The sequence below is a fragment of the Lactococcus taiwanensis genome (genome assembly GCF_017068355.1).
GTDB classification, from domain to species: Bacteria; Bacillota; Bacilli; order Lactobacillales; family Streptococcaceae; genus Lactococcus; species Lactococcus taiwanensis.
Genome location: NZ_CP070872.1, coordinates 869,005 through 892,596, shown reverse-complemented (window position 1 = coordinate 892,596; position 23,592 = coordinate 869,005). Strand labels below are relative to the sequence as shown.

Below are 23,592 nucleotides of genomic sequence, written 5' to 3'. Positions count from 1 at the left end.
TTTACACAAAACATTTACTGAGGAATGGGTCAGTAACTTCTTAACAAAACCCTCCTGACAGAAACGTCAGGAGGGTTTATAAAGTTCTATTTTACAACAATATTCACTAGTTTATTAGGAACCGCAATGACTTTAATCACATTTTTTCCTTCAAGAGCCTGTGCAACAGCTTCTTGTCCAATTTTGCTGAGTTCCTCGCGTGAGAGATCTTTCGCAATCTTGATTTTAGCCTTAAGTTTTCCGTTGATTTGAACAACAATCTCAACTTCTGATTCTACTAACTTACTTTCATCATAAGTTGGCCATGCCACATAAGAAATCCCTGGTTTTTCACCAAGTTTAACCCAAAGCTCTTCAGCGATATGGGGAGCAAATGGCGCCAAAAGTTGTACAAAACCTTTTGCATAGTCACGGGGGAGGGCTTTAGCCTTATTAGCGCTATTTACAAAAATCATAAGCTGAGAAATGGCTGTGTTAAAGTACATATGATCCAAACGCTCCGTTACATTTTTGACGGTTTCGTGGTAAACCTTATCCAGTTCACCTGTCGACCCTTCTGTAATCTCAGAATTTTCAATCATACGCACGACACGGTCAAGGAACTTACGAGCCCCTTCAAGGCCTTCTTCTGACCATGGAATACTTGCATCAAGTGGACCCATGAACATTTCATAAACACGTAACGTATCAGCCCCATAATGTTCAACAACATCATCAGGATTAACCACGTTTTTAAGAGATTTAGACATTTTAGCTGGAGCTTGTTCAAGCGCTTCGCCTGTTTCCATATGGTAAAAGCCACCATCACGTTTCTCAACCTTATCAGTTGCAACCAAGGCCCCACGATGATCACGATAAGAGGTTCCGAGAATCATTCCTTGGTTAAAGAGTTTTTGGAAAGGTTCTTTAGTTGGAACAACGCCTAAATCATAAAGCACTTTATGCCAGAAACGAGCGTAAAGTAAGTGAAGAACAGCGTGTTCAGCCCCTCCCACATAGATATCAACTGGTAACCATTCTTTGAGAAGTTCTGGGTCTGCCAAAGCTTCGCTATTATTTGGGTCAATATAGCGAAGGTAGTACCAACTTGAGCCTGCCCATTGTGGCATTGTATTCGTTTCTCGGCGTCCTTTAACCCCGTCTGCGCGTGTGACTTCCAACCAATCCGTCAAGTTAGCCAAAGGAGACTCACCTGTTCCTGACGGTTTGATATCAGAAGTTACTGGTAAAACAAGTGGGAGTTCATCTTCTGGAACAGCGGTTGATGTGCCATCTTCCCAATGAATAATTGGGATTGGTTCACCCCAGTAACGTTGACGACTAAAGAGCCAGTCACGCAAGCGGTAAGTGATTTTCTTTTTCCCAATTTTCTTTTCTTCCAAAAATTCAATGGCTTTTTCAATCGCTTGCGCTTTATCAAGTCCATTCAAAAATTCTGAATTAATATGAGGGCCATCTTCTGTATAAACAGCTTCTTCTACATTTCCACCTTCAACAACAGGCAAAATTTCAAGTCCATAGACCTTAGCAAATTCCCAGTCACGCTCGTCGTGAGCAGGAACTGCCATAACAGCGCCATGTCCGTATGAAGCAAGCACATAATCTGCCACCCAAATCGGCATTTTTTTACCATTGACTGGATTAATCGCATAGGCACCGGTAAAGGCTCCCGTCTTTTCTTTTGCAAGGTCCGTACGTGCTAAGTCAGATTTGAGGCTAGCTTGATGTTTATAGTCCGCAACTGCTTGAGCTTGTTCCGGCGTAGTAATCTTATCAACAAGAGGGTGCTCTGGCGCAAGGACAGCGTAAGTTGCACCAAACAGTGTATCTGGACGGGTTGTGAAAACTTCAAAAGCTTCGTCTGTACCTTCTACATTGAAGGTAACATCTGCACCGACGGATTTACCAATCCAGTGACGTTGCATTTCTTTGATTGATTCAGGCCAATCCACTTCTTCAAGGTCTTCAAGTAGACGTTCCGCATAAGCTGTAATTTTAAGCATCCATTGGCGCATTGGTTTACGAACAACAGGATAACCCCCGCGTTCAGAAGTTCCGTCTGGAAGCACTTCTTCATTGGCAATAGCTGTTCCGAGTTCTTCAACCCAGTTAACAGCTACTTCTGCTTCATAAGCTAAACCCTTTTCATAAAGTTTAGTAAAAATCCACTGTGTCCATTTATAAAAATTAGGGTCAGTTGTATTAACTTCACGTTCCCAGTCATAACTAAAACCTAAACTATTGATTTGACGTTTAAAGTTAGCAATATTTTCAGCTGTAAATTCTGCTGGGTCATTTCCTGTATCCATTGCATATTGTTCAGCAGGTAGACCAAAAGCGTCCCATCCCATAGGATGAAGCACATTGAACCCTTGAGCGCGTTTGTAACGGCTCAAAATATCAGTTGCTGTATAGCCTTCTGGATGTCCTACGTGAAGTCCTGCACCGGACGGGTAAGGGAACATGTCGAGGGCATAAAATTTTGGTTTATTTTTGTCAGTTCCTGTACGGAAAGTTTTATTATCCGCCCAGTATTTTTGCCATTTGGCTTCTATTTCTTGATGATTGTATTCCATAAATTAAGATGGGAGGTTTTACTAAATTTAGCTCAAAACACTCCACTCCTTTCATGACTAAGTAAATGTCGTTTAAAGTGAGATTATAATAAATTAAAAGCAAGCACGAGATCACTTCCTGTAAGTTGCAAACCATACTTTTGCTCATACTTTTTAACTTTATTAATTAAGGTATTACGATGAATATAAAGCGCCTTAGCTGCTTGTGTTTGATTTCCCCCTGTTTTATAGAGGGTTCGCACTAGCGTTTGATCGTCACCGTTTGCCAGAAGTTCCTGACGAATTTCCTCTAACATTGGAAAATCAAAATGCGTTAAGCTTTCTGATAAGATATATTCACTAAAGGCCTTGTGACTTTGAAAAATTTCACGTTCTATGCTGTAAGTTGCTGAAAGCTTGTTTTTATCCACAAAACGCCCAATATAGAGCGAAACTTCTTCTCCTCTATCTTGCGCAAGCGTTTGAAAAATATCAAAAAGTTCCGATTTGGTCGGGCTATCCGTGGAAAATGCTTCAATCACATATTGCTCCTGAGCATTGCTTTTCACAAAATCTGGCAGCAAGAGCTTCAAGCTACTTTCTAACTCTAAAAAATCATTGCTCGAAAACTGGAGCATGCGATAACGCCCATTGGGGAGCTTATCGGTACTGACCACATCGTCAGTAAATAGTAACGCTGTCAGTAACTTTTCACGAGCTGTCAGTTGATTTGGATCAACATTTTCATAAAGTTTTTTTATTTTTTCTAGTTCCATTTTTCAAAAAAGCGACCTACGGCCGCTTGAAACTGCTATTATCCTCTCTCGACTTAGCTCTGTATAAGCCAAGTAAGTGAGAAGAAACATCAGCTTTTAGATTTGTTCTGAAGGAAGATGCAATTCATAAAGTGGTGACAAGGGACGACTTTCATGAATGCGGATGATTGCGTCAGCAAGCAAGTGTGCAATTGATAACTTAACAATTTTTTCACTTTGACGTTCTTCTGGCATTTCGATGGTGTCCAAAACAACAAGTTTAGTAATTGCTGAATTATTAATGCGCTCGATTGCTGGTCCTGAAAGTACGGCGTGCGTACATGACGCATAAACTTCTGTTGCACCCAATTCTTTCAGAGCATTCGCAGCGAGGGTGATGGTACCGGCAGTATCAATCATATCATCAATTAAGATACATTTTTTACCTTTTACATCCCCGATAATGTTCATGATTTCTGCCACATTTGCACGTGGACGGCGTTTGTCAATAATAGCAAGTGGTGCTTTCAAGAAATTAGCCAACTTACGTGCACGTCCAACTCCACCATGGTCAGGTGAAACGACTACGATATCATCACCAGCATAGACCAGTTGACGGCGGAAATATTCCGCAATCAATGGTGAACCCATCAAGTGGTCAACAGGAATATTGAAGAATCCTTGAATTTGGGGAGCGTGAAGGTCAAATGTAATCAGACGGTCTGCACCAGCAATTTGAAGCATGTTTGCTACAAGTTTAGAGGTGATTGGTTCACGCGCACGCGCTTTACGGTCTTGACGAGCATAACCATAATAAGGCAAGACGATGTTAATTGATGCAGCTGAGGCACGACGTAAGGCATCCATCATGATCAAAAGTTCCATCAGGTTATCATTGACAGGGTCACTTGTTGACTGAAGGATGAATACATGGTCACCACGGACTGATTCATCAATATGTACGATAGTTTCGCCATCTGAGTGAGCACCAACGCTTACTTTTCCAAGCTCAATTCCGATTTCTTTAGCAACTTTTTGTGCTAATTCATGGTTGGAAGAGAGCGAAAACAACTTCAAATTTGAATACGACATGAAGAGCCTTTCTTTAATTCCTACAGAACACAGAGGTTCAATTTTATGTATTCTTATTTTACCTTAAATTTTCAATTTTTTCAAACCGTGATGAAAAATAAAATAAAAAGGAGCTATTTTATTTCTCCCTTTTATTTATTGATTATAACAACTCTTTGAAAAGGCCTCTGACGAAGAATTCTTCATCAAAATCCTGTAAATCATTAAGCTTTTCGCCCAAACCGATTAATTTGACCGGAATTTTAAGACTTTGCACGATGGATAAAACAATCCCACCTTTTGCTGAACCATCAAGTTTGGTCAAAGCAATTCCTGAAATCGGTGTGACGGCAGAAAATTCTTTGGCTTGTTGAATAGCATTTTGGCCTGTTGTTGCATCAAGTGCCAAAATCGTTTCATGCGGAGCATCCGGAATTTCACGTTTGATGACCTTGCCAATCTTTTCCAGCTCTTTCATCAGATTATCTTTATTTTGCAAACGACCTGCAGTATCCACAAGTAAAATATCATAATTGTCAGCTTTAGCTTTTGCGAGAGCGTCAAAAACAACTGCTGCTGGATCTGAACCCGCTGGTTTTGTGACTACTTCAACTGCGGAACGATTCCCCCATTCAACCAACTGGTCGATTGCACCTGCCCGGAAAGTGTCGGCAGCGGCAAGTAAAACGCGTTTTCCTTCATTTTTGTACCGCGCAGCAAGTTTACCAATCGTCGTTGTTTTCCCAACTCCATTTACCCCAACAAAAAGTAAAACCGTTAAACCTTCTGGTTGAATATCCAGACGTGAAGGGAGTTTTTCCCCGTCAAACTTATCAACAATTTTTTCAATAATCAGTTGACGTAAATCATCCGTGGATTTAGCATTAACTAATTTGGCTTCTTTACGTAATTCCTCAGTAATTTCCATCGCCAAATCCACACCCACATCGGACATGATTAAGGTTTCTTCAAGTTCTTCAAAGAATTCCTCATCCACGGTACGGAAATTTGCAAAAAGTTCATTGAACCCATCCGCAAAAGTCTTACGGGTCAGGGAAAGCGATTGTTCATATTTTTTTTCAGTTTCTTCGCGAGATTGAGTAAAGATATCAGCTAAGGCATCAATATCAATCACGATATCTTCCTCTTCTGCGACAGGCTCAGGCTCGGCAGCAGGACTGACCGGCTCATCAGAAGTAGGTTTGATCTGTGGCTCTGTTACAACAGGCTCAGCTGATACTTCCTCGTTTTCGGAAGTTTCTTCTGATGGATTGATTAATGTAGGTTCAGCTGTCGGACGAGGTAGCACTTGTTCACTGTCCTTGGGTTGGGCTGACGATAGCCCCTCTTTAGGAACGACAGGTTCCTCTTTTTGTTCTACTTTTTGGTCAGCGTGTTTTTTCTCTTCAATAACTGTACTGACAGGCTCATCAGTGATTTGTTCTTGCTGATCCGCTGCAAGTTGTTCTTCATTTACTACTTGTTCTTCTTGTTTTTTCTTACCAAATAATCGGTCAAAAAGTCCCACTTTTTTCTCCTTTTAAATGAACCGAGTTCATTCTATTTTACACTTTATTTTCTGATAGAGGTCACTACTTTTAAAACTTCAAGCTTTACGTCCATCAGTCATCTTTAAAGAACGTACGTTTCAAGCACTTTGGCTACTGCGTGTTGATCATTGGTCCAGTCGGAAATAATTTTGGCCTCTTCTTTTACAGCAGGTACCGCATTCGCCATTGCCACACCATAGCCTGCCCATGCGATCATCGAAAGGTCATTGGCCTCGTCTCCCATTGCCATCACATTTTCTGGTTTCAAATCTAACTGATGGATGAGTTGAGTGAGACCATAGGCTTTATTAATCCCTTTTGGCATAAATTCTAGTAATTTTGCTTGTGTTTTAAAAACTTCAAATTCTTCGAAATAACGCTCAGGAATCTCAGCGAGTCGTTGATCCAATAATTCTTTTTCTGTACAGGAAACAATTTTATTGTAGACAACATTCTGAGGGACATCAGCAAAGTCCATCTTCATAAAAGTGAGCAATTTATTTAAAGTTTCATACTGTGAAGCTACCGCACTTTTAGTCACAAATACTTTTTCCTCACTCAGAATATCACAAGGTAAACCAAGTGCGGTGGTTAAACGTTTAATTGCTGAAATCTGCTCATAGGAAAAACTTTTCTTCGAAACGATTTGTCCCGTATTACGTTGGACCAATCCTCCATTAAAAGTGATGCTAAAATCTTTAAAATCCAGCATTTCAAGCCGCTTCAAATAAGGTTGGATGGCTACTAAAGGGCGCCCTGTTGTCAAAACAACGTGAACATCTTTTTTTCGAGCCGCTTCAATCGCTGAGACATTTTCTGCTGAAATTTCTTTCGAGGAGTTTAATAAGGTACCATCTAAATCAAGCGCTACCAATTTAATTTCATTCTTCATTGTTTTATTATACCATACCGTGTCACTATGGCTCAATAATGGTTATTAATTTCACAGCGAAAAGAAGAACTGGTAAAGAAATTTGCTTTATTTTTGGGTAAAACAAGTAATCACTTCCTCCTTGAAACTTCTAAAACTCCTGAATGTGTACTTTAATCCCCTTTCTAATATTTCTTGAAATTTCATAAAAAGATTTGACAAAGCGAAGTTTTTTAATTAAACTAGTAATAATTAAAATACAGAGGTCCTAAACATGACTCCAATTAATGCCACTTTTAACTTGTTGTTGAAGGAGGGCTCACGCTAGCAACATCTTGCTATCAGTGTGAGTCCTCTTTGGCGTTTGGTCATGATGAGGACAAAAAGACGTCCTCAGGGCGTCTTTTTTTGATGTCAATTAAGAAGGAGGAAAGCTAAATCAAAAAATAAGAATAAAATTACTAAGTGTTTGTTAAATGAAAGGAAAAAAATTTGGAAAATACACACACATTAAAAAAGAGAATGACGTCACGTCATATTGCCATGATTGCTCTAGGAGGAGCTATTGGGGCTGGTTTATTTAAAGGGAGTGCTTCAGCAATTGAATCTGCAGGGCCTGCCGTCTTAGTTGCTTACTTTTTAGGTGGCTTGGTCTTATTTTTCGTCATGAAAAGCCTGGAGCAGTTAATTTTGTCTTCTGAAAATCCACATGGCTTGTCTGGTCTAGTTCAGCCTTATCTCGGCGCACGTGCAGCTGATTTTACTGACTGGGTTTATTGGTCTTTATGGATGATTAACATTATCGCTGAAGCTGTTGCGGCAGCGAGTTTTTTACAACTCTGGTTTGCTCAGGTGCCCACTTGGATTTTTGTTTTAATCATTGCTGCTTTGACTTCACTGATTAATCTGTTTTCGGTCACTTTCTTTGCTGAAACAGAATATTGGTTGGCTTTTATCAAAATTAGTGTCATTATTTTGCTTATCTTATTTGGTCTCTTTTTAGTGGCTCAGATGGTCTTTCACACCAATCTGGTTACTGCACTATCAGGGCTCACTGCTCATGGTGGCTTTGCTCCCCATGGATTCAAAGGCGTGATGAATTCACTCTTGATTGTAATTTATTCTTATGGGGGCTCTGAATTAATCGCCATCACTGTTAGTGAAACGGAGAATCCTAAAAAGGCTATTCCCAAAGCAATACGAGGAGTTATCGGACGCATCATTTCTTTTTATATTGTTCCGATGTTCTTATTGTTACTTATCTACAGTTGGCAGACTTTAGCGGCCTCCTCCATGAGTCCTTTCGTGATGGTTTTTAACAAAATGCACCTGCCATTTGCGAGTGATTTGGTGAATTTTATCATTGTTTTAGCACTCTTTTCATCAATAAATTCGGGAATTTATGCCTCTTCTCGCCTCTTATTTTTCCGTTTAAAACAGCGACCTAGTCGTTTATCAGGTCATATTGCTAAACTTAACCGCAAGCAAGTCCCACAACGTGCCGTTTTATTTTGTTCAGGCACGCTCTATATCGGAGTAGTCCTCTCTTATTTCCTTGGGGATCGTCTGTTCAATTATTTAGCAGGTTCTTTATCCTACACAGTATTACTGGTATGGTTTTTAATCAGCTTAGCTGGCTTTCTACTGGCATTGAGAAAACGAGTTTGGTCAGCGAAAAGTATGAGCCTGGGCGCAATGCTTGCACTTGTCTTGATTTTCATTGGGATATTATTGACCAATCCAATAGGGGTTACCCTCTTTACTGGTGCACTCTATCTGATTATTCTCTTTAGCTATCGCCGCTCTAAGCCTGCTGATGAGCTTTAAGAACAAAAAGACCCGTTTGTCAGTAACAAACGGGTCTTTTTCTTTACTGACCACGCTGTCAGTAAAATTTAAAGGGATTTTTCAAAATTCTTTTGAACAAAATAGCCGGCTAACCAAATAGAAAAGAGAATACCTAGCATACCCACTAACATGGCAGCGACCTCAGCCATCAAAAGTTTCGAATTAAAGATATCCGCCCATCGATAATGAAGGCGCACAAACCATAAAATTAAACCTACTGTTGAGCCTAAAACACCAAAAAATAGGGTATTGACAGCTGTTCCCAAAATTTGTTGTGAAATAATTCGCCGCTGATTGATAAATTGAGACAAAGTCATGGCTTCATCCTGTTCTACCACTTCTGATAAGCTCGCCGTCAGCGCCATGGCCGATTCAGCGACAGCTCCTAACATAGAAATCACAATCACTACAATGGCAACGTTTGAAAAGTTTAATCCCACTGCAAGCGAGAGATTTTCAAGTTCATCCACATCTTCTGCAGCAAAACCTTGAAATTGACCCACTAGCTGTACAAGTACCGCCAAGCCTAATAAAACGAGCACTACAATCAAACTCGTTTTAAAAGCAATAAGCGTGACTTCACTTTCATCAGCAGACATAAAGATTGCTATGGCCAAAATAATCGCTGACAGCACTGTCAGTACAAGAATGGCATTAAATCCCCAAGCTATCAGTGTAATCAAGACAAAGATTGCACCAAAATTAAGGGCCAATCCAATCAAATTTCTCAAGCCATCTTGGCGTGCCACTAAAAGCATTAAAGCTATAAGAAGGATTAATAAGACTAAAAGTGAGTTCATATAGGGTGCACCTCGCTTTTTCTATGCATACGTACAAGCCCAAAACTGGTGACAATTGCGGTAATAGGGACGGCAAGAACAATACCGATAGCCGAAATAATTGTTTGAAGGAGTCCAAGATTGAGCCCGACCGTTGCGATATATCCCCACGTGTTCCCATTTCTCAAAAGCAACAAAGTCATAGGAAGCGCCTCGGCCATAAAAATCATAAATAGAACATTGGTCAAGGTACCAATGATTTCTTGGCCAATGGACATCCCAGAGCGGATATAATCTTTTTTTGTCATGTTAATCTGATTCAATTCATTTTGTCTAGCAAGACCAAAAAGTCCAGCAACGATGTCTCCCGTCCCATCCATAATGGCACCCAGTACAGAAATCATTGTGCCGACAAAGAAAAATTCTGAAGGGTTTTGCGTCACATATTCTAAGTATTCGAAATGGACTCCGTGGTTGCCTGTCAGCTTTAACACCAGCAAAGTCACAGCAAATGTAATAAAAGTCGTAAGTGCCGTGGTGATAAAAGTATAAACCATTTGTCGAGTTGGGCCAAGCACAAACAAAAGGGATGATGCAGCAAATAAAGCGGATAAAAAAGCAAAAAGTAGGAGGACAGGTGGATTAAAAGAAACATTAAACGCGATCACACTCACAAAATATATGAGATTCAGCACCAAAGAGGCCAACAAAAATAGAGAAGCGCGCAAACGTTGGAAACTGATTAAAAAACCGATGAATAAAACCAGTAAGGCACTGATTAAAGCATCTCTTTTGAGGGAAACGATTTGGACTTGTCCAGCAATCTTTTGTAAAATCACCTGCTGACCGACGCGAAAAAGTTGGTCAGTTGTTTGTGAACTGGTCGTTGCATTTTGCAGTGTCAGTGTTTTTTTATTGTCGTTAAGTATTTTAACCTGGAGTTCTTGAACAATTTGTCGATCTTTATTTTGAAAATCATCACTCACTTCATGCGAACTAAGTGTTCTGACCGCCGTAATTTTTCCTACAGGTGAATGATAAAGAAAATGATCATGACTGACCACCACAAAAACACAGAGTGCAATCAAAATGGGCAGGATCATTTTTTTTAAAAGCCATTTTATATTCATAAATTTTCTACTTTCAAAAAAGAAAAGACGGCAATAGTGCCGTCTCTTCTTAGGCTTTTGCCTCGAGTATCTTTTCTTGAGAAGCATCGAGTACTTCTTGTAAACTTGCCAAAGTTTGTTTTGACTTACCAAAAGTCAAAAATTGATAACGTTTCCCCGCATAGCTAAATTCAAAGCCGAACTTTCTGACCCGAATGGCCGAAATATACTTTAGTTCAATACTTTTCATTTTAACCCGAGGGAATGTTGTGAAATGAAGTTGACCTTCCGATATAAAGAAACGGTGCGGCCAAATCAGTACAACAAAGACCAGGTAAGAAAGAATTGCCAAGGTGGTCAAAAACCAATTGCCTTGTTTATCTAGCTCATAAAAAAGTGTACGCTCGAAACTCAAAATGATGATACCCCAGAGCCATACTAATCGATGATTAAGTGAAACTGGGAGAAAATATCCTGTTTTCATTGATTCCTCTCTTCATGTCCGTTAAGGTAAAAGCCATAAAGAAAAGTGTTACTCTCTTTTGACGCTGCATTTTACCTGAGAAAGTTACTGACAGCCTGGTCAGTAACTGACGGAATTTTTTTGTTTAATCTTTAACTTTGACTTCATCTTCACCTTTTTTCACTTCGGGAATATCCGTCGTGTAGTCTGGTAAAGTTGATTTTCCTTGATTTTGGCTCAATAAACTATTTGATTTAGCCGACAAATCTTCATTCTCTTTCTTCAGACGTTTTTCAGTATCTTTCACCGTATAGCTGTAATCTTTTGCATCAACTGGTGTAAAGCCTGTAGGGGTATAGAACCTCAAGAGATTTTGATTATTTAACTTATCCGAAGCTGCCAATAGATCGGCTACTTTCTGTTTAGTTTCTTTCACATAAGTTTCTTGCTCTGGCGTTAAGTTTTCAATCTGTAAGCCCGTTTGCGTATCGTAATAGTAACGGCTATTTAATGTCGGTAAAGTAATGGTTGGGGTCACAAATCCCCCATTTCGCAAGGCAACAAAGTCTTGACGACCTGATGCAAACATATCTTGGCCAAATTGAACGTATTTTGAAGTATCAATGCCCATCAAATGTTCTAAAGTAGGCATCACATCAACTTGTCCCACATAAGTATCGATGATGTGACCATCTGTACGTCCTGGCACGTCAATCATAAACGGTGTGCGTTGGAGCATCGTGTTGTCGTAGTTATTGAATGTATCCGCATCGTAGCCAACATATGGGGCAAAAGCTTTATTATCACTACCTGAGATACCGTAATGGTCCCCATAAAGGACAATGATTGACTTGTCATAAAGCCCTGATTTTTTCAGATAAGCGTAAAATTGCTCCACAGCTTGATCGAGATAATGAGCCGTTTCAAAGTAACCATCAACCAATTTATTACCCGAATCAACGGTTGCAAAATTGGGATCCTTATCTTCGTCATCCATCGTATAAGTCAAGTGGTTGGTTACCGTTAGATATTTAGCATAGAAAGGCTGTTGCATCTGTTCAAGCATGGGTACTGAATCCCGGAAGAGTAATTTATCTTTAATTCCCCAAGGACTCATATTTGAAGCAGAGTTATCAAAGAAGCTTTGATCAAAGAAGTTTTGATAACCCATTTGTTTGTAGGTGTTTAAACGGTTGTAGAACGCACCAACATTCCCGTGAAAGACAGCTGAACTGTAACCATCGGTTTGATTCAAAATCGCAGGCATGGCTTGGAAAGTTTGAGTGGAACCGTATTTAGCAAAGAGCGAACCAGCAGGTAAACCAAACGTTGAAGTCTCAAGCAAGTTTTCAGCATCGGATGTTTTCCCTTGACCAACCTGGTTAAAGAAATTACTAAATGAATAGGTAGAATTGGAATGATAGATTGAGTTCAAAAACGGCGTAACAACATGTTCCTTACCATCTGTCCCTTTGATTTTCAAATCAATCAAAGCTTGTTGGAAAGATTCCAAGTGAATCTCAATGACATTCCGGTTTTTAGCAATCCCATACATTTTCATATTAGGGGCTAGATAACGGTTGGAAGCAATATATTTTTGAATCTCTTCCAAGCTTTCTTTACTAGCATCTTTACGTTGTGTATTTGCTAAATTTGTATAATAACCATCGGTCAAAATCCAAGGCCCCAAGCCTAAGTAGCGAACGACATAGGTTTTATCAGACTGTGCTCGACGCATAATCAATTGATTTTTATTGAAATCTCCAAACCAAAAGTTAAGCCCAAACAATGCCAATCCCATCGAGAAGAAGGTGAAAGCGCGCTTTGCCCCGACAGGGCGTTGGTCAAATTTCATTTTCTTTGCGATTAATAAAACGATAATAACCACAAGATCAATCCAGTAAAGCCAATCCATCAAATGGACAGGAACCGATCCAAAATCAAAGCCATGTTGGAACATTCCTGCTCCACCTGTCATCGTATCAATCGTGATAAAATCACTGAATTCTCGGTAATAGAGAACATTCAAATAAAGTAAGAAATTTGCACCAATCCCAAGGACAAGCGTTGCAAGATAAAAGAGGGAAGTCCTTCTGATAAAGAGCAACAGCGCAAAACATGTTGCTGTAAAACCAATCGGGTTGATGATCATCAACAAAAATTCAGCTGGACCAACGCCTCGGAGGTTAAATACTCCAAAATAGGCAAGCATTGATTTGGCCCAGACAAAAAAGACAAGAAAACTAAGCAAACCAACACGTGTGTTGAAAGCAGAAAGTAATTTTTTCAATTTTATAACCCCAAAAATAGATTTATTTCGTTTCCCTATTTAGAAAATAAGTTACGAAATTGTAGTAACCTCTGAGAAACAGTGTTCAAACAAAGGCAATAATCACTACAAATTTTCATTTTAAACATAAAAACTTATGCTTTATTTTACATGGTATTTGCTTAAATTATACGCTTTTTAAGCGTGAGAGGCAATCAAAATGCGAATCACACCCTTGAGCAAGTCCTGTAAAAAATTCAGTTTTTAGTATAACAATTTTAAGTTAAAGCTAGCTTAAAGTTTGAGTTTCGGCTGAATTAAGCTTGATCGAAATCATCTTAGAAACTCCAGCATCCGCCATCGTAACACCATACATCGCACCCGCAGCAGCCATCGTTCCACGACGATGAGTAACCACGATAAACTGATTGCTATTATCAAAATGGTTCATATAATCTCCAAACCGTTTGACATTCGCTTCATCAAGCGCCGCCTCTACTTCATCGAGCACTACAAAAGGCACCGTCCGTACACGCAAAATCGCAAAAATGAGGGCTAAGGCAGTGAGGGCTTTTTCTCCCCCACTCATCAGATTGAGACTAGCCAATTTTTTTCCAGGGGGCTGGACATTGATCTCCACACCAGCTTCCAGTAAGTTGTCACTGGTTAATTCCAGATCGGCTTGGCCTCCTGCAAACATTTGTGCAAAAGTGGTTTTAAAACTTTCACGAATTGCTTCAAAACTTGCCTTAAAGCGGATTTTCACTTCGTCATTCATCTCGTCAATCGTGGAGAGCAACAAGGTTTTGGCTTCCAATAAATCTTCTTTTTGGCTGGACAAAAAGTTGAAGCGTTCACTGACCTCTTCATATTGAGCAATGGCATCCAAATTAATCGGACCAAGCGCCCGGATTTGACGCTCTAATTGTTTGAGCTCCTGTTCAGCTTGACTCAGATTATCGAGAACCTCTACTTGAGCTTTGGCCTCTGCAAAACTCATCTGATGCTCGCTCGTCAAGCTTTCTTGCAGATGCATTATTTGTGCTTCAAGCTGTTCAACTTGCATTTCTAAACGCGTTTTTTGATTATTGAGGGTTTGATTTTGCTGGATAAAATCTTGATGATGTTGTTCCAAGTCTTCCATCTGTGCCGCGATATCTTCCCGTTCAAATTTAAGACTGACCAGACGCACATTCAACGCACCGAGTCGAGCTTCCACTTCCTTTAGTTGTTCAGCAAAATGGTTTCGTTCCGTTTCGTCAAAGTTGACAGGGTTGAGCAAATGAGACAGTTGTTTTTGTTCTTCTGCTAGAGCTGACAGCTCTGTCAGTAAACGTTCTTCATCAGTTTTGTTATAGCGTAGCGCACTGCTGACCTCTGATTGTCGGAGCTTGGCAGCTGTTTGAGCTTGGGTTTTAGCACTATGTAACGCTTTGTGAGCCTGGCTATTTGATTTCACTGCCTCAAGCTCTTGTTCAATCGCCGCTTTTCGTTCGGCAATTATCGCCAACTGCTTCGCAGTCTTTTGATTTTGTTGGTTAAGTTCGGCAAGTTGACCTGAGGCTTCTTTTTGTACTGACAGACCGGTCAGCTGCTCTAAAGTGGCTTTTTGGTCTTCTAATTGGGTCAGTTGAAGCTGCAGAGACTGCTCAGCAAAGCGCTTTTCTTCACCCTCAGCTTTGAGCTGTTCCAGCTCTTCAAGGATTTGTGCACGTGCTTTTTGAGCGACTTGCACCGCTTTTTCGGCTGCCTTGAGCTGGGCTTCAGAAGTAGAAAGTTGGGCTTGAAGTTGTTCTAACTCAACGGTTGTAAAGGTAGTTGTATTGCGTTTACCAGCTCCTCCTGCATAAGAACCACCTGGGTTGATTTGAGTACCATCTACCGTCACAATCCGCACGCTATAGTTCATCATGCGAGCAATCGCCGTAGCATTTTCGCTATTATCCACGATGAGCGTCGTGCCTAAAAGTGACTGCATGGCTTTTTTCAAACGGGGATCAAATTGGACCAAGTCAATCGCCAAGTCAATAAAACCAGGCATTTTTTTAATACGTTCAAGTCCATTGAACGTGCGGGCTTTTATGGTTGTAAGGGGCAAAAAAGTTGCTCGGCCTAAGCGACGTTCACGCAAAAAAGCAATGGCTCGCTTGGCGGCATTTTCATCCTCAGTAATAATATTTTGACTTCCTCCACCAAGAGCGATATCAATTGCCGTGGTATACTGACTATCAAAAGACAGCAAATCGGCAACAACACCAATCACACCACCCAGCTGGTCTGCATTTTGCATCACCGCCCTAACGCCAGCAAAGAGATTGCTGTGGCTATCACGAATGTTTTGTAAGGAGCTCAACCGAGCTTTTTGCTGATTAAGTGTTTGCAAGTGATCATAAAGAGCGTTTTGTGCCTGACGTTCACGTGCGGCTTCTTCTTTTTCAGCAGTACTTTTTTTCTCAAAAATCGCTAGACGTTCAGCAATCTCATCTTGAAGTTGAGCCAGATTGGCTTTAACTTGTGCTACCTGTTGGCTTACCTTTTCAAATTTTATCAGATTTTCACGGGCTGATTCATTCTGTTCAGACTGTTGGCGAGTCAGTTGTTCGATTTCTGCCTTGTTACGCACCATCTCATTCGAGAGTTCCGCTTCTTGGCTGACCAAACGAACAAATTCATCTCGTAAGCGTTCCATAAGGGTTTCTGGATTTTCTGACAGATTGGCTAATTCGGCTGACAGTGCTGTCAGTTGCTGATCAAGTTGCGTTTTTTCGGCTGTCAACTGAGCGGTCTTCGTTTTCAATTCAGCTAAGCTTTGGTGGGCAGCTTCTTTTCGTTCGTTTAAAACTTGTAAACGCTGCTTTCGCTCCGCCTCAGTTTTCTGTGAAGAATCTTTTTGCACATCAAAAAGTTCAATTTTCCTTGTCAAATCTGCTTTTAAATTGGAAAAGTTTAGCTGATCAGCTTGTAAGTTTTCTTGCTCAGTTTCTACAGCACGTCTTTGCTTACGCAAGTCGCCCAACTGGTCCTCATAAGTTTTTTGTCGTGCTGACAGACCGGTCAGCTGTTGCGTAACCTCTTCAAGTTCAGCTTTAATCGTTTCATACTGTGCTTTACCAGCTGTAAGTTGTCCCACTAGAACAGCGAGTGCCAGTTTCTGACGTGAAGCATCCAAGGTCTTAAAACGCAAAGCGACATCTCGTTGAGCCTGCAATGGAACTAACTGTCCATTTAACTCAAAGATAATGTCCTCAAGCCGATCCAGATTATCCTGTGTGGCCTGAAGCTTGGATTGCGTTTCATTGCGCCGATTTTTATATTTCAAAACGCCCGCTGCTTCCTCAAAAATCGCGCGACGTTCCTCAGGTTTTGAATTGAAGACAGACTCGATACGTCCTTGGGAAATGATTGATAAAGAATCACGACCAAGTCCTGTATCGGTAAAAAGATCATGAATATCACGCAGACGGCATTTATGCCCATTCATCAGAAATTCTGAATCCCCATTGCGATAAAGGCGACGTGTAATGACAACTTCTTCTTGTTCATCCTGTCCTTGCAAGTAATGATCGCTGTTATCAAAGTGAGCAGTAACTTCTGCATAATTAAGCGCACGCCGTTTTTCTGTACCAGAAAAAATCACATCTGGCATTTTTCCGCCACGAAGTGATTTTGCCGATTGTTCACCCAACACCCAGCGTAGGGCTTCAACGATATTAGATTTCCCAGATCCATTTGGACCAACTACTGCGGTTATTCCTTGGTCAAAGGCAATCGTCGTGCGGTCGGCAAATGACTTGAATCCGACAATTTCCATTTTTTTAAGATACATGGTTCTGCCCTTTTATCGCATCTTCAGCTGCTTTTTGTTCAGCTACTTTCTTAGATTTCCCAATCCCACGTCCTAGCTCATTACCGTTATTGTAAACGGCAGCAACAAAAGAACGATCGTGGGCTGGACCTTCTTCTTCCAGGATTTTATAAGTGATGGTTGTTTCACCACCCATTTGCAAAATCTCTTGAAGTTCCGTCTTGTAGTCCACCACTTTAACATAATCATCAGCTTTAACATGTGGGACCACTACCCGGTAGATAAAGCGTCGTACTTCGTCCATCCCTTGATCAATAAAAAGTGCCCCTAAAAAAGCCTCAAAAAGGTTTTCTAAAGTCGTTTCTCGATTGCGTCCTCCCATTTTTTCTTCACCATGGCCGAGTCTTAAAAACTCACCAAAGCCACAACGACGTGAAAAGTTTGCTAAAGACTCTGTTCGGACAATACTGGAGCGCATCTTGGAGAGTTCACCTTCTAACTTTTCAGGGTAAGTCCGATAGAGATAATCAGAAATGACCAATGACAAAGCGACGTCTCCCAAAAACTCCAAACGTTCGTTGTTTGCAACCTTTGGGAGCCGTTCTTCATTAGTATATGAGGAGTGAGTAAATGCAGTCTTTAAAAGTTCCTCATCTGAGAAAACTAGACCATAATCATTTTTTAGTTTTTCTTGGAGCTTGAGCATAAAAGCCTCCCTTTTATGAAAATACATTTTTTTTAGTTTTATCCCTTATTATACCAAAAAATAACAATTTTGGGGGCGTCAGTTTGACGTATACTGCTGAAAAAAAGAGGCTTTTCAGCTTCTCTTCTCGTTTTCATAAATACCGATATGTTCATTTTGATAACGTCCCTCTTCAATTATCGCAACCAATGCAGACGCATAATCCGCATAAGAAATTCGACTTTCACCAGCAGCATTATGTCCCAAAATATCATTCGTTAAAGTATAGTTACCCGTTTCTTTACCTTCTGGATCAAAAAATTCTGCGGGCGAAAAGAAAGTTACATTAGCTGCGGAATTTTTAAAGATGAGGCTCGCAATAGCCATTTGATTGACTGTCGGATAATAAGGGAGCGTTTTGGGTAGCGTATCCACTAAGCGTGTCATCCGCTCATCATCTAGGTACATTGACCCTGCACCTCCCACGACAATTAATCGCGTTTGGCTTTGAGCCAGCAAACCCGTTAAATGAAAAGCGACTTTCGAATAATCTTTTTCCTGCCCTTGGGGTGCCCGATAAGCTAAGACAATCGCATCAAAGCCTTCCAAATCTGAAAGTTGCAAATCAAAAAGATCTTTTTCAACGACCTTAGAAACCTCAGTTTTTAAACGACTGGCTTGTCGTACATAAGCAGTGACTTCAAAACCTTTTGCCATCGCTTTTTGGGACACTAAAGTGCCCACTTTGCCACTTGCTCCGATGACTGCAATTTTTTTCATCTTTTCCACTCCATTCTTTTATTTATTTTTAATTATAACAAAAGCATGGTCTAAAACTTTTGGATAAGTTCAAAAAAAAGTGGCACAAGCCACTTTTATTTTTTTATTAACGGGCGAGATTTATTCGCCGACCAAGATGGTCCATCACGAAAGCCCCCACAAGTAAACTCGCAAATTCACCCAACCCCATTGTCAGCCAGGTGATCCAAAATGGCGCCCCTGCTACTACTTTTAACTCCAGCGCAATCGTAAACATGCTCAGAGAAAAGAAAACGGCAAAGTACAAAAATGCTTGATTTAATTTACCATTAAAGAAATAACGATTTTTAAAACGATCAAATAAAAGAACACCAAGTGTCAAAAAGACAAGGGTTGAAAGTCCACCCACGATTACATCTACCCAGGTAAAGCTTAAAAAATTGGAAATCATGCAACCTATGGTTACCGCAATAATATATTTTTTATTAAAAAACGCGGTAAAATTGAGCATTTCAGAAATCCGAAATTGGACAGGACCGTAACTCATTGCATTCAATCCTGGGGTAACAGTTAAAATAACGTAGAGGGCAGCCACAATCGCAATCGTGACCAAATCATAAGTTTTTGAGTTTTTCAAAAAATTCTCCTTTAGCGGCCAAACCGCATGTAATATGCTTGAGCAAAGGGAAGAAGGCTCAAGGGTTGACTCACAATTGAGCAACGGTTTTATTTTAGCAAAATTTACAACAAATGAAAAGCACTGAAACATTTCCCTTTGAGCAAATGGGAGAAATCTTTCGTGCTTATCACTTGTTAAATCTTAATATTGAGAACGAACAGCTTATCCAGCCCTTTTTTATTACTGACCAGCTGGTCAGTAACTTATTTGATGGTCCAGCCACCATCAATCGGGACAATTGCTCCCGACATATAAGAGGCTTGTGGGCTTGCTAAAAAGAGGGTCAAATCAGCCACTTCGCGAGGACTAGCCCATCGTTTAGCTGGTGTCTCATCAGCTACCCATTGGGCCATCTGACCATTATTTTCAGTGAAATCAGCCGCATTCATCGGTGTATTGATGGCACCTGGAGCGATAGCTGCTACTTGAATCCCGTGTTGTGCTTCATCCAAAGCTAACTGTTTTGTCAATCCAACAATGGCATGTTTACTGGCCGTATAAGCGACACCACCACCACCGGCAACCAAGCCAGCAACCGAAGCCATATTGATAATGACTCCTGATTTTTGAGCTTTCATTTTTGGCAAGAATGCTGAAATCATCAAATACATTGAATTGAGATTCGTTGATAAAATTCGTTGCCATTCCGCAAAGTCAGTTTCTTCCAAAGTTTTATAAGCATCCAAAACGCCCGCTGTATTGAGTAAAACATCAATACTTCCCACTTCGTCAGCCAATTTTTCAACTGCTTTTTCATCGGAAACATCAAGAATTTTTACTGACAGATTTTTTGAATTACTGATAGATTCGTCAGTAAATTCTTGTAAGTCCACAGCAACAACCTCTGCACCTTCGGCTAAAAATACTTTTGTTTGAGCTAAGCCAATCCCACTGGCAGCACCTGTAATGAGCACTTTTTTCCCAGAAAATTTCATTTTGTAGCCTATCACTCTATTCAACCAAGGCCCAATCATCAGCCAAAACGTCGCAAGGCGTTGGTGCCCACATTGAAAAACCTTCACCCTCTCCTGAGACATTAATCAAGAAATAAGGGGTAACTTCCAACTTCTCACCAGATTCTAAAACAATCGAATCATAGAGTTTAACATAATTTTCGGCACCAGACCAGCCTTGAGTTCTGACTACTTTTTTCCCAGCTTTAAGTAAAGCTAATGCTTCTTCAAAAGTCATTTTTTCCTCCATATTGTTTAAAAAGGGGCTTTCGCCCCTCTTGATATTACTGATAGATTTGTCAGCAGAGCTGACAATTCCTTTATCTACATCTAAAATGCTCATTATTCAATCGCATTTTACTGACAGAACTGTCAGTAAAATATTAAATGCCGATTACCCGATCAATGAACCAGCAGGCACATCATCATCAACGGTCAAGACACGCAATTTTCCACCAAATTCGGCTGACAAAATCATTCCTTGTGAAACGTATTTTTTCATCATTTTACGTGGTTTCAAGTTGGCTACGATTTGTAACTTTTTACCTACTAATTCTTGTTCATTGGGATAAAATTGTGCAATGCCTGACAAGATTTGACGTGGTTCAGAATCACCAGCATCCAATTTAAATCTCAACAATTTATCAGAACCTTCAACAGGTTCTACTTCAAGCACTTCGGCAACTTTTAGTTCAATCTTTTCAAAATCATCAAACTTAATTTGTGGTAAAGTTAAATTCAATTCAACTTCTTCAGGCACCCACTCATCTGCCACCTCAGCGGATTCCGCTGAGCCGCCAGCCATTTGTAATTTAATATAAGCAACCTCTTCTTCCACATCAAGACGCGGGAAAATAGGTTGACCTTTTGCTACTACAAGATGAGTAAATGAATAGCCAAAAGCAAGATTTTCAAGTGAAAATGATACTTCATCCACTCCCAATTGCTCAAAGATTTTACCTGAAGTTGCACGCATAAAGGGTTGTAAAAGGCTACCAGCAATTCGTAAATTTTCTGCCAAATGATACAAAACATTATTCAATTTTGCTTTGTCATCTTCTGATTTTGCAAGGACCCAAGGTGCTGTTTCATCAATATATTTATTTGTTCTTGAAATCAATGTCCAAACATCAGCCAAAGCTACGTTGAATTCAAATTTATCCATTGCTTTATGGAAATGACTGATTGTTTCTTCAACCACTTCTTCCAAACTCGCATCCAATTCAGTCGAAACTCCTGTGTTTTCAATTTTACCACCATTGTATTTGTTAATCATTGAAACGGTACGATTCAACAAATTCCCCAAATCATTGGCCAAATCAAAATTAATACGTCCAACAAAGTCTTCTGGAGTGAAAATGCCATCTTGTCCAAAAGAAATCGCACGCATCAAATAATAACGAACCGCATCAAGGCCATAACGTTCAATCAACATTTCAGGATAAACAACATTTCCTTTTGATTTAGACATTTTTCCGTCTTTCATCAAGAGCCAACCGTGAGCGAAAACTTGTTTTGGTGGTTCAATTCCTAATGCTTTACAGAAAATTGGCCAATAAATCGTGTGGAAACGAACAATTTCTTTTCCGACCATATTGACCCCAGGCCAGAATTTTTTATAAAGTGAGTCGTCATCACCATAAAATCCTAGCGCTGTCACGTAGTTAAAGAGCGCATCCAACCACACATAAACCACATGTTTTGGATTTGATTTTACTGGAATACCCCAAGTGAAAGTTGTCCGAGAAACGGCCAAATCTTCCAATCCTGGTTTGATGAAATTATTAATCATTTCATTTTTACGAATTGCCGGCTCAATAAATGTAGGGTTAGCTTCATAAAACTCAAGAAGCCAATCTGCATATTTGCCCATACGGAAGAAATAAGATTCTTCTTCAACCCATTCTACTTCATGACCAGAGGGTGCAATCCCACCAGTCACGTTGCCCGCTTCATCTTTAAAAACTTCTTCCAATTGTGTTTCAGTGAAAAATTCTTCATCCGAAACAGAATACCAACCCGCATATTTACCCAAGTAAATGTCATCTTGTTCCAGTAATTTTTCAAAGATTTTTTGAACGGCTTCTTCATGATAAGTGTCTGTCGTACGGATAAATTTATCATAAGAAATATCCAATTTTTTCCATAATTCTTGAACATCAGCCGCCATTGGGTCCAAGTATTCTTTAGGAGTCATTCCCAATTCTTCGGCTTTTCGTTGAATTTTCATGCCGTGTTCATCAAGCCCTGTTAAATAAAAAGTATCAAAGCCCATCAACCGTTTGTAACGAGCAAGCACGTCGCAAGCGATGGTTGTATAGCTTGAGCCCAAATGAAGTTTACCAGAAGGATAATAGATTGGTGTTGTAATGTAAAAAGTTTTATTTTCAGTCATTTTAAGTCCTCTCCGAGCGAATGAAACTCGTTATTTTGAGAATTTTCTCCTCTTCATTATATCAAAAAAGCTCCGATATCGCTTTGACCGGCTAAGTTTGTTATAATAATTGTTAAGTAAATGGATAGACTACCCTAACAAATCTCCTTGGTAGCCTTCCTAAAGAAGGAAAAGTTATGAAATACAAATTTATCTCATGGAATATTGATTCACTCAATGCTGCTTTGACAGGTACTTCTGAACGCGCAGCACTTTCACTCGCCGTCGTAAAACAACTTGCCGCAGCACAGCCAGATGTCTTAGCCATTCAAGAAACGAAGCTTCCCGCTACAGGACCTAAAAAGCCACATTTAGAAGCCCTAGAAGAAATTTTTAAAGGGTATAAATTAGTCTGGCGTTCTTCTGTTGAACCAGCCCGCAAAGGCTACTCGGGTACACTTGTCCTCTACAAAGAAACGCTACCTGAGCCGACCATCACTTTTCCAGAAATCGGCGCTCCTGAACCAATGGATGCCGAAGGACGCATCATCACCTTAGAATTCCCCGCATTTTTTGTTACAACTGTTTATACACCGAATGCCCAAGAAGGCTTGACAAGACTTGATTTACGTGGAATCTGGGATGATAAGTATCGGGAATACCTCGCAAGTCTCGATGTACAGAAACCTGTCTTTGCTTGCGGTGATTTCAATGCCGCTTACACCGAAATTGACCTTGCCAATCCCCGTGGTAACCACAATTCCGCTGGATTTACTGACCAAGAACGTGAAAAATTTGGACAACTCTTAGAAGCAGGTTTCACGGATACTTTCCGTTACATCCACGGTAATGTTGAACACTTCTTTACTGAAGGACGTAGTATCTACACTTGGTTTGCACAACGTGCGAAAACCTCAAAACTCAATAACTCTGGTTGGAGAATTGATTACTGGCTCGTTTCTAATCGTATTGCAGAAGGTGTCCGAAGCTCTGAACCCCTCGATTCGGGCGAACGCCTCGACCATGTGCCTATCCTCCTAGAAGTTGAACTTTAAAAAAATGAGTGC

Annotated in this window: 18 protein-coding genes and 1 riboswitch; of the genes, 2 read left to right on the top strand and 16 right to left on the bottom strand. The window is 40.2% G+C overall.

Annotation, left to right across the window (positions count from 1 at the left end):
• Nucleotides 1–86 precede the first annotated feature (86 nt).
• From leuS to JW886_RS04430, 5 genes are all read right to left on the bottom strand, one after another.
• Nucleotides 87–2,576 carry a leucine--tRNA ligase gene (leuS, locus tag JW886_RS04450; RefSeq protein WP_205872415.1) on the bottom strand — a complete coding sequence of 830 codons (2,490 nt, stop codon included), beginning with the start codon at nt 2,574–2,576 and terminating at the stop codon, nt 87–89.
• A gap of 83 nt (nt 2,577–2,659) precedes the next feature.
• Complete coding sequence (locus JW886_RS04445) at nt 2,660–3,331, bottom strand: helix-turn-helix domain-containing protein (RefSeq protein WP_075525007.1); 672 nt, start codon at nt 3,329–3,331, stop codon at nt 2,660–2,662.
• A gap of 96 nt (nt 3,332–3,427) precedes the next feature.
• Nucleotides 3,428–4,402 (bottom strand): ribose-phosphate diphosphokinase, encoded by a 975-nt coding sequence (locus JW886_RS04440; RefSeq protein WP_075525008.1) that lies wholly within the window; start codon nt 4,400–4,402, stop codon nt 3,428–3,430.
• 142 nt (nt 4,403–4,544) lie between these two features.
• Nucleotides 4,545–5,909, bottom strand: a complete 1,365-nt coding sequence (ftsY, locus tag JW886_RS04435; protein WP_205872414.1) for a signal recognition particle-docking protein FtsY — start codon at nt 5,907–5,909, stop codon at nt 4,545–4,547.
• A gap of 104 nt (nt 5,910–6,013) precedes the next feature.
• Nucleotides 6,014–6,823, bottom strand: a complete 810-nt coding sequence (locus JW886_RS04430; protein WP_205272661.1) for a Cof-type HAD-IIB family hydrolase — start codon at nt 6,821–6,823, stop codon at nt 6,014–6,016.
• 471 nt (nt 6,824–7,294) lie between these two features.
• On the opposite strand from JW886_RS04430, the gene JW886_RS04425 reads away from it, so the two are divergent.
• Nucleotides 7,295–8,629 carry an amino acid permease gene (locus JW886_RS04425; RefSeq protein WP_205872413.1) on the top strand — a complete coding sequence of 445 codons (1,335 nt, stop codon included), beginning with the start codon at nt 7,295–7,297 and terminating at the stop codon, nt 8,627–8,629.
• A 68-nt stretch (nt 8,630–8,697) separates the two neighbouring features.
• Here the strand turns inward: JW886_RS04425 and JW886_RS04420 are convergent, their stop codons facing one another.
• The 11 genes from JW886_RS04420 to metG form a co-directional block, all read right to left on the bottom strand.
• On the bottom strand, nt 8,698–9,450 hold the full coding sequence (locus JW886_RS04420) for a YibE/F family protein (protein WP_205872412.1): 753 nt from the start codon (nt 9,448–9,450) through the stop codon (nt 8,698–8,700).
• A complete protein-coding gene (locus tag JW886_RS04415) occupies nt 9,447–10,559 on the bottom strand; it encodes a YibE/F family protein (protein WP_205872411.1) in 1,113 nt (370 codons plus the stop codon). The genes JW886_RS04420 and JW886_RS04415 overlap by 4 nt, the downstream gene beginning before the upstream one ends.
• 49 nt (nt 10,560–10,608) lie before the next feature.
• On the bottom strand, nt 10,609–11,022 hold the full coding sequence (locus tag JW886_RS04410; RefSeq protein WP_075525014.1) for an EbsA family protein: 414 nt from the start codon (nt 11,020–11,022) through the stop codon (nt 10,609–10,611).
• Between the two features lie 124 nt (nt 11,023–11,146).
• The gene (locus JW886_RS04405; RefSeq protein WP_308430917.1) at nt 11,147–13,213 is read right to left on the bottom strand and encodes an LTA synthase family protein; all 2,067 of its coding nucleotides are present in this window, start codon (nt 13,211–13,213) and stop codon (nt 11,147–11,149) included.
• 346 nt (nt 13,214–13,559) lie between these two features.
• Nucleotides 13,560–17,096, bottom strand: coding sequence for a chromosome segregation protein SMC (gene smc, locus JW886_RS04400; protein WP_205872410.1), 3,537 nt, complete (start codon nt 17,094–17,096; stop codon nt 13,560–13,562).
• Nucleotides 17,086–17,781, bottom strand: coding sequence for a ribonuclease III (gene rnc / locus JW886_RS04395; protein WP_205272665.1), 696 nt, complete (start codon nt 17,779–17,781; stop codon nt 17,086–17,088). The genes smc and rnc overlap by 11 nt, the downstream gene beginning before the upstream one ends.
• 114 nt (nt 17,782–17,895) lie before the next feature.
• Nucleotides 17,896–18,540 carry an NAD(P)-dependent oxidoreductase gene (locus JW886_RS04390; RefSeq protein WP_205872409.1) on the bottom strand — a complete coding sequence of 215 codons (645 nt, stop codon included), beginning with the start codon at nt 18,538–18,540 and terminating at the stop codon, nt 17,896–17,898.
• A gap of 106 nt (nt 18,541–18,646) precedes the next feature.
• Entirely contained in the window at nt 18,647–19,156 is a 510-nt protein-coding gene (locus tag JW886_RS04385) for a QueT transporter family protein (RefSeq protein ID WP_075525019.1), read from the bottom strand.
• Nucleotides 19,154–19,258, bottom strand: a riboswitch (PreQ1 riboswitch). (Overlaps the previous gene by 3 nt.)
• A 143-nt stretch (nt 19,259–19,401) precedes the next feature.
• Entirely contained in the window at nt 19,402–20,133 is a 732-nt protein-coding gene (locus JW886_RS04380; RefSeq protein ID WP_205872408.1) for a 3-oxoacyl-ACP reductase, read from the bottom strand.
• Nucleotides 20,134–20,149: 16 nt separating this feature from the next.
• Nucleotides 20,150–20,389, bottom strand: coding sequence for a DUF2829 domain-containing protein (locus JW886_RS04375; protein WP_011835550.1), 240 nt, complete (start codon nt 20,387–20,389; stop codon nt 20,150–20,152).
• A 156-nt stretch (nt 20,390–20,545) separates the two neighbouring features.
• The gene (gene metG, locus JW886_RS04370; protein ID WP_205872407.1) at nt 20,546–22,546 is read right to left on the bottom strand and encodes a methionine--tRNA ligase; all 2,001 of its coding nucleotides are present in this window, start codon (nt 22,544–22,546) and stop codon (nt 20,546–20,548) included.
• Nucleotides 22,547–22,722: 176 nt separating this feature from the next.
• Here metG and JW886_RS04365 point away from each other — a divergent pair, with 176 nt between their 5' ends.
• Nucleotides 22,723–23,580 (top strand): exodeoxyribonuclease III, encoded by an 858-nt coding sequence (locus JW886_RS04365; RefSeq protein ID WP_205872406.1) that lies wholly within the window; start codon nt 22,723–22,725, stop codon nt 23,578–23,580.
• The last annotated feature ends 12 nt before the right edge of the window (nt 23,581–23,592 follow it).

Bases quoted from the DNA above. Each gene is read 5' to 3' on its own strand.
- leuS (WP_205872415.1), bottom strand. From the start codon at position 2,576: ATGGAATACAATCATCAAGAAATAGAAGCCAAATGGCAAAAATACTGG.
- JW886_RS04445 (WP_075525007.1), bottom strand. From the start codon at position 3,331: ATGGAACTAGAAAAAATAAAAAAACTTTATGAAAATGTTGATCCAAAT.
- JW886_RS04440 (WP_075525008.1), bottom strand. From the start codon at position 4,402: ATGTCGTATTCAAATTTGAAGTTGTTTTCGCTCTCTTCCAACCATGAA.
- JW886_RS04430 (WP_205272661.1), bottom strand. From the start codon at position 6,823: ATGAAGAATGAAATTAAATTGGTAGCGCTTGATTTAGATGGTACCTTA.
- JW886_RS04420 (WP_205872412.1), bottom strand. From the start codon at position 9,450: ATGAACTCACTTTTAGTCTTATTAATCCTTCTTATAGCTTTAATGCTT.
- JW886_RS04415 (WP_205872411.1), bottom strand. From the start codon at position 10,559: ATGAATATAAAATGGCTTTTAAAAAAAATGATCCTGCCCATTTTGATT.
- JW886_RS04410 (WP_075525014.1), bottom strand. From the start codon at position 11,022: ATGAAAACAGGATATTTTCTCCCAGTTTCACTTAATCATCGATTAGTA.
- JW886_RS04405 (WP_308430917.1), bottom strand. From the start codon at position 13,213: ATGCTTGCCTATTTTGGAGTATTTAACCTCCGAGGCGTTGGTCCAGCT.
- smc (WP_205872410.1), bottom strand. From the start codon at position 17,096: ATGTATCTTAAAAAAATGGAAATTGTCGGATTCAAGTCATTTGCCGAC.
- rnc (WP_205272665.1), bottom strand. From the start codon at position 17,781: ATGCTCAAGCTCCAAGAAAAACTAAAAAATGATTATGGTCTAGTTTTC.
- JW886_RS04390 (WP_205872409.1), bottom strand. From the start codon at position 18,540: ATGAAAAAAATTGCAGTCATCGGAGCAAGTGGCAAAGTGGGCACTTTA.
- JW886_RS04380 (WP_205872408.1), bottom strand. From the start codon at position 20,133: ATGAAATTTTCTGGGAAAAAAGTGCTCATTACAGGTGCTGCCAGTGGG.
- JW886_RS04375 (WP_011835550.1), bottom strand. From the start codon at position 20,389: ATGACTTTTGAAGAAGCATTAGCTTTACTTAAAGCTGGGAAAAAAGTA.
- metG (WP_205872407.1), bottom strand. From the start codon at position 22,546: ATGACTGAAAATAAAACTTTTTACATTACAACACCAATCTATTATCCT.
- JW886_RS04365 (WP_205872406.1), top strand. From the start codon at position 22,723: ATGAAATACAAATTTATCTCATGGAATATTGATTCACTCAATGCTGCT.